8 protein-coding genes are annotated in these 11944 nt (G+C 71.9%); all 8 read right to left on the bottom strand.

The window, feature by feature from the left end:
* Positions 1-10 precede the first annotated feature (10 nt).
* A complete protein-coding gene (locus ABZ374_RS04795) occupies positions 11-970 on the bottom strand; it encodes a hypothetical protein (protein WP_360306153.1) in 960 nt (319 codons plus the stop codon).
* A complete protein-coding gene (locus tag ABZ374_RS04800) occupies positions 967-2904 on the bottom strand; it encodes a hypothetical protein (protein WP_360306155.1) in 1938 nt (645 codons plus the stop codon). Before ABZ374_RS04800 ends, ABZ374_RS04795 begins: the two co-directional genes overlap by 4 nt.
* A 276-nt stretch (positions 2905-3180) precedes the next feature.
* Positions 3181-5919 (bottom strand): SAV_2336 N-terminal domain-related protein, encoded by a 2739-nt coding sequence (locus ABZ374_RS04805; protein ID WP_360306157.1) that lies wholly within the window; start codon positions 5917-5919, stop codon positions 3181-3183.
* Between the two features lie 3 nt (positions 5920-5922).
* Entirely contained in the window at positions 5923-7095 is a 1173-nt protein-coding gene (locus ABZ374_RS04810; RefSeq protein ID WP_360306159.1) for a MoxR family ATPase, read from the bottom strand.
* On the bottom strand, positions 7088-9100 hold the full coding sequence (locus tag ABZ374_RS04815) for a hypothetical protein (RefSeq protein WP_360306161.1): 2013 nt from the start codon (positions 9098-9100) through the stop codon (positions 7088-7090). The genes ABZ374_RS04810 and ABZ374_RS04815 overlap by 8 nt, the downstream gene beginning before the upstream one ends.
* On the bottom strand, positions 9097-10320 hold the full coding sequence (locus ABZ374_RS04820) for a hypothetical protein (protein ID WP_360306163.1): 1224 nt from the start codon (positions 10318-10320) through the stop codon (positions 9097-9099). The genes ABZ374_RS04815 and ABZ374_RS04820 overlap by 4 nt, the downstream gene beginning before the upstream one ends.
* 100 nt (positions 10321-10420) lie before the next feature.
* The gene (locus ABZ374_RS04825; RefSeq protein WP_360306165.1) at positions 10421-11002 is read right to left on the bottom strand and encodes a hypothetical protein; all 582 of its coding nucleotides are present in this window, start codon (positions 11000-11002) and stop codon (positions 10421-10423) included.
* A gap of 138 nt (positions 11003-11140) precedes the next feature.
* The gene (locus ABZ374_RS04830) at positions 11141-11938 is read right to left on the bottom strand and encodes a CPBP family intramembrane glutamic endopeptidase (protein ID WP_360306167.1); all 798 of its coding nucleotides are present in this window, start codon (positions 11936-11938) and stop codon (positions 11141-11143) included.
* Positions 11939-11944: the final 6 nt, after the last annotated feature.

Consider the following 11944-nt stretch of genomic DNA (forward strand, 5'->3'; position numbering starts at 1 on the left):
CGGACAAAGGTCATCCCTCCTTGGTCGTACGCGTGGCACGCATCGCCAGGATGGGCTCGATGATCCCTTGGGGTCGCGGGCGACCTTCCAGGCGCCCCAGGCTCGAGATGACGTTGTGGCACGCCTCCGGATCGATCCGCTGATTCTCCGGACTGCGGAAGCCGGCCGAGCTGGTCGCGTAGTAGCGGATCCGGTCGAAGTACTGGGCCAGCAACGGCGGCAGGCCGACGGCCGCCCTCCCGAAGGTGCTGCGGCCATCGCACAACCAGCCGAAGAACGCCTGCGGGTCGCGCACCCGGACCCGGCCGTGTCGATCCAGCTTCGCCCACGCACCCGACCTGGCCTCGCGGAACACCTTCGGGGCGTCGATCTTCGAGACGCACACGGCCAGTTCGAGCGGCAACAGGTCGACATCCGGGGCCCGGTCCTGCTGATGGGCGATCGCGCCGCGGAGCAGACGTCCCAGGTTCTCCAGCCAGTGCTCGTCCTCGCAGGTCGGATCGAACAGCAGGATCAGGCCGGTGCGGGTGTTCAGATCGTCCTGCACCGCCTGCTGGTTGGCGTCGGTCAGGATCGGCAGTTCGCGCACGTCGGCCACGAACCGGGTGGAATCGGCGAGCCCGCGAAGCAACCGCACACGCGGGAGGCGGCGGAACAGGAAGCGGTACTCCGCCGGCTCGGGCAACCCGGTCGGGAACGCGTAGGGCTCGAACAACATGGCCCGAGCCCTTTCCTGGAACGCCAGGGTGCCCGGGCTGTGGGGCAGCGCCCGCCAGCCCGGCGCGTGGTGGCCCGAGTCCGGTCCCTGTTCGACTCGGCGGCAGGATTCCTTGGCGGCCTCCTCGATCATCGCGAGAAAGGTGGTGCGACCCGAGCCCGGCGCGCCCCACAGGGCTATGCGCTTCTCCGGGAGGGTGGCCACCGGCGGATCCTCGGCCGGGTCGGCCGCGGGCGCGATCGGGTCGGTCATCGGCGATCCTCCTTCGAGCCGGCCGGGTCCGCCCCCGGCCGGGCGAGCAGCTCGAGCAGCAGCGGCGGACCGCCCGCGTCGGTGGCCGCGCCCAGGCCGAATCGCAGCAGGTCCTCGGGCCTGCTCCGGCCCAGCGTGAAGCACCCGCTCGCGCCCAGCAGACGCCAGGCCTGCAGGGTGCGCCGCCGGGCCCAGGAGTCCAGCGCGCGCGGGTATTCGAGGTCGTCGGTGACCAGCATGTGTCGTACCCGCCGGGCGGCCTGATGTGCCATCAGGTCCACGTCCCAGCGGTAGCCGCCGTGCGCGCGAGCGGGGTCCCGGCCCGCGACATAGGGATGCGGGCCGCGTCGACCGACGGTGATCACCACGGTGGGCCGCTGCGGCGACCAGGCCAGCGCGTTCCCGCGCAACAGCGCGCACAGCCGCTCCAGGGGCGCGGCATACGGATCCACGATCGGCGAGCCGGTCCAGTCCGCGATCGCCGCCCGGGCCGCGGTCGGGTCGGTGAAGTCCACCCGGCGCAGCGGATCGTGGCCGGCCCGCCAGGGTTGCGGGTGATCGTGGTAGCCCACCACACCGGCCCGGCCCCACCGCGCGGCGCCGGCCGTGGGTGCCGCCGCCGCCAGTGCCAACAGCGCCCGGACCAGGTCCAGTCGGGCCTGGGTCCGGTCGGGCTCGCCGCCGAGTTCGACCGCGCACAACAGATCGCAGGTGACCTGCTCGCGCGCCCACCACGGCCGCTGCGTCGCCGGCCCCCGGGTGAGGGGCGCGAGCGGGCGGACCTCGGCGGGCTCCTCGGCCACCTCCCAGGCTGCGCCGTGGCCGGAGTCGAAGAGCAACCGGCCGGGGGTGGGCATCCGTACCGCCAGGCAGACCTCGCCCGGCGGCGCGATCACCTTGACCCGCGCCAGTTCCGACCATTCGCGCGCGTCCGCCGCGTCGGCGACCAACACCGACACCTCGTGCCCGTCCGCCGATTCCCCGCGCAACCCGAGGGTGATCTCGGCGAGCGGCGCGGCCTCGGTACCGGGAATGGCGCCGCGTTCGAGCAACACGTCGTGGCGCTCCCGGGCCGGCTCGTTCGCCCGCGGATCGCCGCTGACCAGGTGCAGGGCGTGCCGAACCGGCGCGTCCAGAGCCAACTGCTCCACCAAGACCGCGAGTTCGGTCCCCTCGACGGCGAACGGGCCGCCCCGCAGCACGGCGGCCGGCGGCAGGACCTCGTGCACGATCTCGGCCGCGAGGGCACACCAGCTCCATTGCGGGCACCGCTCGACCAGTACGAAGGCCCAGGCCCGGCCCGCGAGATCGGCGCTGCCCGACCGTACCTCGGCCAGTTTCCGGCCCCAGTCCTCGCGCAGCGTGCGCCGAGCCCGCCGCCGCAGCGCCTCCGGGGCCTGTGCCGTGCCCACGGCCGGCCTGCGGCCCACCCCGCCGGCCAGGGTCAACTCCCGGACCGCGACGTCCTCGGGCAACCACGGCACCACACTGCGCCACTCCTGACGGACCCGGTTCTCCGCGGGGGCCCGGATGAAGCCGTGGTGGTCGGGCAGCACCCACTGGGTGGTCAGGTGCCGTGTCCCGATCTCCAGGAACAACACCAGGTCCAGTTCACCCGCACTCAACGCGGTGAGCAGGGTCAGCGCCGCCGCCCGACCGGACGGCGCGGCGGATTCGGCCGCCGGGAACTCGGCATCGCTCGGCACGGGCCCGAATCGCACCAACTCGGCCAGGGGCTCGGGCACCCGGCCGTAGCCGCGCGCGTGCGCCACCCGGATCGCCGCCGCGTGATCGAACGCCCGCGCCGCGTCCCGATAGGCGGTGGGCCCGGGCGCCGACGGCGGCCAGCCGCAGCCGGCACACCACCCGGCGGGTTGCAGCAGATCCCAGCAGACGGGGCACACCACATCCACGACTCGGTCCTGGTCGCTCACCGCATCCGAACCCGTCGGACGGCCCGCCCCGATCCGCACATCCGTCGCTGGACTCCCGGCACGAATCCCCCTGTTCGTCCCATCCGGCAGGCCCGTCCCAAGGCTCGCCGACAGTGGAACCACGCTCGTGGCCGCCCGCGGCGCCGGCCGGGCAGGCCGGCTCGCAGTGACGACCACTTACCCGCAGTGGCCGATCGTAGTCCCGTGCGTGGCCGAGTCGTGGCGTTTCCGTCGGGTTGTGATCAGACCTCCGCGCACGCGTGATCCGGGCGTCGCTCAGTCGACCGTCACCGGCACTTCCAGCGCCGTCACCGGCCCTTCCAGCGCGGTCACCTTCCCGTCGAAGCCGGCCAGGATCAGTTGCCCGTGCGCGCCGCCGGCCACCGACACCCCCGTGGCGGAACGAATTTCGGCCAGCCGTCGGCCGGTGTCCGCGTCGTAGGTGCGAATCCCCCCGGCAGCGCCTGCGACATGCACGAGCGGGCCGACGGCGGTCACCCGCAACTCGGGTTGCGGCTCGTCGACGGCGCGCCAGAGCACCGCGCCGGTCGCCGCGTCGAGCGCGTACACGAACCCCTCCGCGGTCGCGACCAACACCCGCCCGTCCGCGAGTTCGGGCGCGGTCAACACCCCACCGGCGAGCTCGGCGGTCCACGCCGCCTCCCCCGTCTCCCAGTGCAGGGCGGTGACACCGCGCAGCGCGAGCGGAACATAGATGCGTTCCCGGTCCGCCGCGGGAGCGCCGTGCACGGCTCCGGACGGTTGGGCGATCCAGCCCTCCTCGTGCTCGCGCCCCGCTTGCCAGGCGCGCACCCGCCCGCTGCGTTCGAGCACCGCGAGCCGATCGCCGGCGGTGCACACCCCCACCGGTTCACTCGCTCCCGCCGACATCCGGGTGCGCACGCCCGACTCCGGGTCGCCGAGCACGGTGACCGCGCCGTCCAGGGTGGCCGCGAAGACGGCATCCGCGCCGACCGGTGCCAGCGCCGCGACGGCGCCCGTCCCGGCCCGGATCGCGACCCCGCGCCACGCTCCGGTCGCCAGGTCGAACCTGCGCACATGGCCCGATCCCCCGCCCACCCACACGAGCCCGGGGGTGACGGTGGGGGCACACCACACCGGTTCACCCACCGTGGTGCGGTGTCGGAACACGCCCGTCAACGAGTCGATCAGGGCCACCCCACCCGCCGTGTCGACCACCACGACCAGCCCGTTCACCAGGAGCGGACGTGCTCGGATCCACTGATCCATCGAGTGGGTCCACCAGTGGGTGATGTCCTTGCGTCGCCACAACATCGGCCCGTCGGCCCGGGCCGCCAGGCGGCTCGCGGCCTGTTGGTAGTCGGGTCCCAACCCGTGCAGCAGCGCCGCGCCGACCCGGGCCAACGGGCGACTGTGCGGGCCGATCAGACCGACCGGGAGCGGCTCGCGCGCGGTGAGCAGGTCGTGGAAGTCGAATTCGACCCGGCCGAACCGATCGTCGATGAACTGCGCGACCCGAAAGTAGACCTCCAGGGCCGATTTCCGGCTCATCCCGCTCAGCAGCGTCTCGCGCACGCCCACGTCCAGGTCGTACAGCTCGTCGTCCGCTCTCGCCTCGGTCACCCGGTCGCGGGAGGCGACGAGCAGACCGCTGAGGAACACCTCGGCCGCGAACGCCGGATCCTCCGCCGCCAACACCGAGGACTGCACCACGCGTACGGTCGCGAGACTGATCGGCGCGGCGGCCAGCTTGCCGAGCAGTTCGACGGCGGTGGCGGACGCACCGGCCCGGAAGTCGGCGAGCCGCGCCGCCGGGGTGCGTGTGTCCTCGGGAGGTACGAACGCCGGTTCCGCGGCCTCGGGCCGACGCCGCGGATCGAGCACCCACGCGGGGTTGGCGAACTCGCTGCCGCGCTCGTCGGTGATCATCCGCGTCCACCGGGACAATTCGCTCCACCGGCCGGACCGCCGGTCCGGCGGGTCGCCCGGGCGCAGGCCGTCCGGATGCACGCCGATCACCGGGATCGCGACCCGTTCGTGCGAATACGTCCAGCGCTTGCCGTGCCGGACCCGAAAGGCCGACCGGCGTGCCGGGCCGGTGCCCTGGCTGCGAAAGACGACCGGGGTCAGCGGAATCCGCGAGCGTTCCCACCACCGACGGGGCAGCAGGTTCAAGAACACGACCGGCCCCTGCTTGGCCCACGTCGCGAGCATCGCCGCGGTGCCCGGATCCGACCACGCGCGACCGACGCCGTCGCTGATCACCATGATGATCCGCCGCCCGGCGACACCCACGGGCGCGGCGCTGCGACTGGTGGTCCCGATCGGCGTTCGCAACACCGCGCGGCCGTCCACCTCGGTGTCCAGCGACCAGGTCCGTACCGCGCGAAAGGTGCCGTTCCCGTCCAGCAGTCGGGCGAACTCGGCGAGCAGCCGGCGCCACGGGTCGAGCGAGGCCGCGCTGTCCACGACCAGCGCGAGTTCGAACCAGCGCTCCCGGGCCGGCGCGAGGACCGGCACGATCAGGTCGGTCAGCGCGGCGTGTTCGGCGGTCGCGTCCTCGTCCACCACCACCGAGTTCGGCGCGGCACCGAACTGTCTCAATCGGCGCAGCAGTCGGGCCAGTTCGAGCCGATCGGGGAGCACGAACGCGGCCGGCGCGGGCGCTTCGCCGAGCCACTCCGGCAGCCGCAACCCGGCCGCGCGCGAGCCGCTGCCGATGCCGTCGGGCGCCTCGTCGGTGCCGGATTTCACGGTGTAGCCGGAATGGGTGTCCGGGCCGGAGGCATCCGCGGCCGAGCCGGCCGCCGTCTCCGGCCCCGGCACCCGTGGTGGCGGGATGCCGACCGGCGGCCCGCTCGGTATCTCCGGGGGCGGGCCGGGCTCGGGCGCGGAGGTGGGCACGGGGACGACCGGGGGCGGCTCGGCCCGGTCCGCCCGGTGGCGCTCGTTCGGCGCGCCGACGACCGCGCGCATCCAGGCCCAGTCCAGGATCGAGTCGACCGTGACCCCGTCGGGGTCCGCTTCGGCCATCGCTCACCCCTCGTTCAGGTCATGGAACAGGAGAGTGGCCAGGAGATCGTTGTCCAACGACTGCCCGGCGCAATCCGGTTGATCCTCGACCTGGGCGCGGAACTGGAGGGCGTTGAGCAGTTGATCGGGTGGAAAGAGGCATCCGTCGTTGCGTTGGGCCCGGTTCAGGTAGTCGTCCAGCAGGCGTTCGTCGATCCGCACGCGGTCGTCCAGCCGGCTCCGGGCGATCCGCAGCAGCACGTCCCGTTGCGGCAGCTTGAGATGCAGGGGCACGCAGCGCCGTCGAAACGCCGCCGAGAACGCCCGCTCGCCGTTGCTGGTGAGGACCACGATCGGAAAGGCGGCGCATTGCACCAGACCGTTGCGCACCTCGACCGAATCGCCGAAGTCGCCGTCGTACGGCGTCACTTTCGCGGTATTCAGTCGGGCCCGGCGCAATTCGGGTATCTCGAAGGCACCCGTCTCGAAGACGTGCAGCAGGTCGTTGGGCAGGTCGACGTCGCCCTTGTCGATCTCGTCGATCAACAACACGCGCGGTCGGGGCCGGCGCAGCAGGGCGTCGCCGAGCGGGCCGAGTCTGATGTAGCTGCCGATGTCGTCGCCGGCATCGCGGCCGGCGTCCGCGCCGGCGTCCCGCCCCTGCTCCCGGGCATCGCGTGCGTCGAGTTCGCCGGCGGTGCCGCCGCCCCGCGCGGCGTTCAGGCGCAGATTCATATCGTGCAGCCGACCGAGCACGTCGTACTCGTACAGTCCCTCGCGCAGCGTGGAACGACTGGTGATCCCCCAGCGGAGCACCGGCCCCAGAGCCAGCCGGGTGGCGATGCTCTTGGCCAACGTGGTCTTGCCGGTACCGGGGTTCCCGGTCACCAGGAGCGGGCGGCGCAGATAGATCGCGGCGTTGACGAGGTTGTAGACCGTCGGGTCGCCGTAGAACTCGCCCGAATACGGCTCACCGGGTCGATCACCGGGGAGCTTCGCGTCGGCCGCGACCTCCGGCCCGGTGTCGTTCGTGCCGAAGCTGCGCCAGGGTGGCGGGTCGGGAAGCGGGATCGGATCGGTCGCGCCGGCCGACCGGGCGTCGTGGCCGTTGTCGCCGCGATAGACCCACCACGGCGCGGGCGGGCCGTCCGCGCCGACGACACTCGCGGCGTTCGCGTCCGGTACCGACTCAACCATGCCGTGTCCCCTTTTCCACCAAGACGCTGTTCAGCCGTCCCGTACCGGCCCATGGACACCAGCCCGGGTCGTCGAACAGGAGCACGACTCGTTGCGATGACGGTCCATCGTCATTAAGGGTGTGCCGCAGGCGCATCACAGCGGAAGGCAATCCGCCGAGCGTTTGCTTCTCCGCCTCCAGCGTTCGGTGCAGGAGGTTTCCCACATCGGCGCCGGGACAGGGGGCGTTCGCGCCGTTCGTGCCGGTGCAGTCGCCGGTGCACGTCGTCCCGTGTGTCCACACCAGCGCCCATTTTCCGCGATCGAGCTGGTACTCGACCCGCCCGCGCCGATCCGGGTGGTGCTCCCATCGGTAGTCCTGGAAAAAGCCCGCGGCCTCCCCGGGGCAACGCTCCAGGCGGTCACCGCAGTGGTGTCGGTTCAGGTGCGCCAGTGCGGGCCCCGAGCGCAGGTGCAACGATTCGGTCCACGTGGCGTAGTGCATCGGCCGGGCGACCCCGTGTCGCAGGATCGGCCTGAGCACGAGTTCGTGGTGCTCGCCGAGCACGAAGACCTGCTCGCCGTCACCGGCATCGGCCAACTCGAAGGGCTCGTTGAACAGTTCGGTCGGCAGCACGACCTGGAGTCGCGCCTGGGCGACCGAGGTCCATTGGGCCCACACCGCCCGATAGAACTCGACCAGGTAGGGCACCAGTCGATCGCGGGGCAGGTCCGCCCCGGACGGCAGGCCCTCGGGCAGCGCGAAGCGGTCGGCGCCGACGTAGAACAGCGGCTCCGCGTCGTATCGGACCAGCGTCGGGTCGTCGGGCGACTGGTCGTTCTCCCGGATGAACACCACCAGGGTCAACGGTTGACGTTCGGCTACGTCGGCGGGCCGGAAGTCTTCGATGTCGCGGCCCTTGAGTCGCTCCGCCCATTCCGCCACCCACGTCTGCTCGGACCGCACGTACAGCCACTCCAGCAGGTACCGAATCGGATGTTCGCCCGTCGGAGCCGCGAGCGCCATCAGTGCCGTCGCCCACTCGACGGGATCCTCCTCGACGAAGACGCCCGGGGGAACCCCTTGCTCGCGGAGGTAGGTGCGCAGCAGTTTCTGCTCGTCCGCGCCGATCCGGGCGCCCCGCAACGCGGAGAGCAGGCGGCTGCCGTCCGCCTCGAACCGCCGGTCCGGGTCTCGTTCGACCGCGCGCCAGTCGGTCGTGTTCGGTCCGCGATACAGCATCGACTGGGTCAGGCGCCGGCCGCCGGGAACGGACCGTACGAGCCTGGTGTCGATCGTCTCCGACATGATCCGGAACCGGCGCTCGGTCAGTGCGTCCGGGCCTTCGGCCCGCAACTCCTCGATCAGGGCTCGGGTGAAGATCGCCTCGTCCGCCATGCGGCGCGCGAATTGCCCCTCGCCCGCCGCGAAGGCCGCGGAAAGACGTGCCTTGCCCGACTTTTTGACCGGCTCCTCCTTGAGCACGTTCACCACCGTGCCCTGCGCGTCGGCCCGGTCGTCGGCGCACACCTCGAACACCGCGAACTGGTCGATCCGACAGGCCACCGAGGTGAATCGGGACAGCAGATCGTCGACGTCGATCGCCCGCTGCCACGGTTGCGGGAAGCCGGGCATGTGATAGGCGGGCAGTTCGAGCCGCCGTCTGCCCGCGTTGCGATAGCCGTGGCCCGCCCAGTGCAGCAGGAAGCGGTCGCCGTCGCGCCAGTCGACGGGCGCCCGGTCGATCGCCGCTTCGAAGTGCATGGACGTCAACTCGCCGGGCGAGCCGCCTGGACCGAGCAACACCGAGTGCTCGCCTACCAGTTCGGCCAACCGTTCGGCGACCGGCTCGGACGCCGCGGCGATCGAGGCGAGCACGGTGATGTGCTCGCGCTCCGCCGCACCGGTCTCGGTCAGCCACTGCACGAGTTCCAGCGTCTGGGCCGGTGCACCGGGCAGGTCGCCCGGGCTCCCGGCATGCTCGGGATAGTGCTCGACGCAGACCAACAGGGCGTGCGTCGTCACCGGCCGCCCCGCACCACACGTTCGATCTCCGTGTACAGCTCGTCGCACTTCCAGTAGACACCGTGCGCCTGCGGAAACGGGCGCCGTACCCGTACCTCGACATCGTGCACCGCGTCGGCGAAGACCGGGTGGGCCCGGAAGGACAACCAGTCGCGCGCGTTCCAAAGGTTGATCCACGGAATCGACGGGGACCTGGGCGGGCCGCTCGACGCGGGTTGCGTGGCCAGCGCGCCGAGGGCGCCGAAGTAGCCGATCTGGGAGCCGGCGGTGATCAGTGCGCGCACCTGGGGCAACGGGTATCGGGGTTGGTCCGGTTCGCTCGCCGACCGCGCCTGGGTCAGCGTCTCGAACGAGGCGATGCCGCCGAGCGAGTGTGCGAGCACCACGACCGGTCCCCGAATCCGGGCGATCCGCGCCGCGAGGTAGGCGCGCAGGTTCTCCCCGTGGGCCTGGTAGTACAGGATGTCGCCGATCGCGGGCACGCTGCCGCCCAGGGTGCCCCCGCGCAACAGGCTCTGCAGCGGCCAACTCGCGTACATCAGGCTGCCTTTGAGCGCGCCGGAGATCCGCCCGCCCGCCGCGTCGCCACCGCAGGCGTCCCGCACCCCCGCGACGAGCAGGCCGCGCCACTCCACCGGCCACGGACCCGGTCCGTCCGCCCGACCGCCCAGGGCCTGGCCGAACGCCCCCACCACGGCCCGCCCGATCACGTCGTAGTCGGCGGACGCGGCGAGCACGTCCGCCGCCGCCTCGAACTCGACCGACTCGGCGACCCGCCGGGCCGCCGTCGTGAACGACTCGCCCCACTCGGCCGGCCCACCGGGCAACACGTCCGCGAGCGCGGTCTCCACCACCGCGTGCCGCACGGCCCAGCGCAGGTCGTCGCCGGCCTCGGAGCGCCGCAGGGCGCCGGCCTGGGCCCGCGCCTCGGCCACGGCGCGCAACTCGTGCAGGGGGTCGACCTCCAGGGTCGCTCCCAGGCGCAGGTCGGCCTCCTCCGGATCGACCTCCACGGCCCGGCCGGGTTCCTCGGGGTCGGCGATGCCGATCAGGGTGCGCAGCGTCGGCGACACCTCGACGCCGCACGCCGCGCCCCAGTCGACCGCTTCCACCGCTACGCCCGGCAGCCGCTCGGCGACCTTCGCGGTGACGGTGCGCACCGCCGCCGAGTCGGCGATTTCCCGCACGCCGGTTCCGTGCACGAAAACAATCGTGGTCATGGGCTCCCCCGGATACGAAGTCGATCCGCCCTTGCCCGCCGTACGTTAGTGATCCAACCGACCCGATGGAGTCACTTCCGGCGCCGTCCCACCCGATCCGTCAACTCGTGCACGCGGGAACCTGTTTGCTCAGGTCACCGCCGCTCTCCAGATATATCGCGGGCACGTAACCGGTCTTGCCCTCCACGTCGATCTGCGCCCAGGTGCGGCTGGAGGAGCCCGCGTAGTAGGCGATCGAGCCCTCCGCATGGCAGTTCGCCCGGACCTGGGTGCCGGTCTTGATCTGCACGACCTTGTCCGACTGGTACGACGTGCCCTTGTACATCACCAGCCGGCCGCCGGTGTGCACGGTCGCCGCCACGGAACCGGGCCTGGGCCCGGCCGCGCTCTGCCCGGTACCGGAAGTGGCCTTGCCGGTGCCGGACTTGCCCGGGCTCGGCGTGGCCGACGAGCTCTTGCTCGAACCGGTACCGGCCGTCTTGGTCTTCTTGTCGCCCGAACCGCCGCCGTCCACCGTGAGCAGTGCCACGAAGAAGACGATCACCAACAGGATCAGTCCGCCGACCACCATCAGGATCCGGACCGGATGCCGACTCAGCGCGTTCAATCCGAACCGTCCACGCGGCGGCCCGCCGATGGGCGTCGGGGTGGAGAAGAACTCCACCCGCCTCCGGTTGTCCATACGACCCCCTGCGTCCCCGTGTCGCCCGATATGCACGTGTCGGGACGAACCCCTCTCGGACGAGAGAGGTATGCCCACAATGACCATCAGACACCAACGACGCGCGCCAGACGTCTTAACGAGCGCATAAATCGACCGCTACGGCGTCGGGACCCAGTCCACCCGGCCCGCGAGCAGCACGTAGCCCACGAACGCCACGATGTCGATCAGCGCGTGCGCCACCAGCAACGGCATCACCCGACCCCAACGCTTGTACAGCAGGCAGAACACGACGCCCATCACGACGTTGCCGAAGAACCCGCCGATGCCCTGATACAGGTGGTACGAGCCGCGAACCACCGCGCTGATCGCCACCGCCTTGACCCACGGCACCTCCAACTGGCCGAGCCGGCGCAGCAGATAGCCGAGGACGATCACCTCCTCCAGGGCCGCGTTCTGGATCGCGGACAACACCAGCACCGGAATCCGCCACCACACGTCCGGCAGCGTGGTGGGCACCACGGTCAGATTCGCCCCCGCCGCGTGCGCGCCCAGGTACAGCGCCAGCCCCGATCCGCCGATCGCCGCCGCGACCCCCGCGCCGCGACCCAGGTCCCACCACGGCCGGGTCCGGTCGACCCCGAGCACCCGCAGCGAGCGGCCCTCGCGCATCAGCAGGTGCGCGACCAGGAACACCGGCACCAGCGCGGTGGCGATCCCGAACAGTTGCCAGGCCAGGTCCAGCCACGGCCGATCGAGCGCCCGGGAGCCGTTGAGCACCGCGGCCTTGTGCCCCAGGCCGCCCGGCGCGGTCAACGAGCCGAGGAAGGAGATCAGCGAGGAGACCCCGGAGGCGCCCAGGGACAGGGCGAGCACCAGCACCACTTCCGAGCGCAGCACTCGGCGCCGGGGCACGGTGGGGGTCTCGACGGACTCGGGCTCGGTGATCACCCGCACACGTTA

Source organism: Embleya sp. NPDC005971 (assembly GCF_040629175.1).
Taxonomy (GTDB): Bacteria; Actinomycetota; Actinomycetes; order Streptomycetales; family Streptomycetaceae; genus Embleya.

Excerpts from the sequence above, each read along its gene's own strand:
- ABZ374_RS04795 (WP_360306153.1), bottom strand. The coding sequence starts at position 970 with ATGACCGACCCGATCGCGCCCGCGGCCGACCCGGCCGAGGATCCGCCG.
- ABZ374_RS04805 (WP_360306157.1), bottom strand. The coding sequence starts at position 5,919 with ATGGCCGAAGCGGACCCCGACGGGGTCACGGTCGACTCGATCCTGGAC.
- ABZ374_RS04820 (WP_360306163.1), bottom strand. The coding sequence starts at position 10,320 with ATGACCACGATTGTTTTCGTGCACGGAACCGGCGTGCGGGAAATCGCC.
- ABZ374_RS04825 (WP_360306165.1), bottom strand. The coding sequence starts at position 11,002 with ATGGACAACCGGAGGCGGGTGGAGTTCTTCTCCACCCCGACGCCCATC.
- ABZ374_RS04810 (WP_360306159.1), bottom strand. The coding sequence starts at position 7,095 with ATGGTTGAGTCGGTACCGGACGCGAACGCCGCGAGTGTCGTCGGCGCG.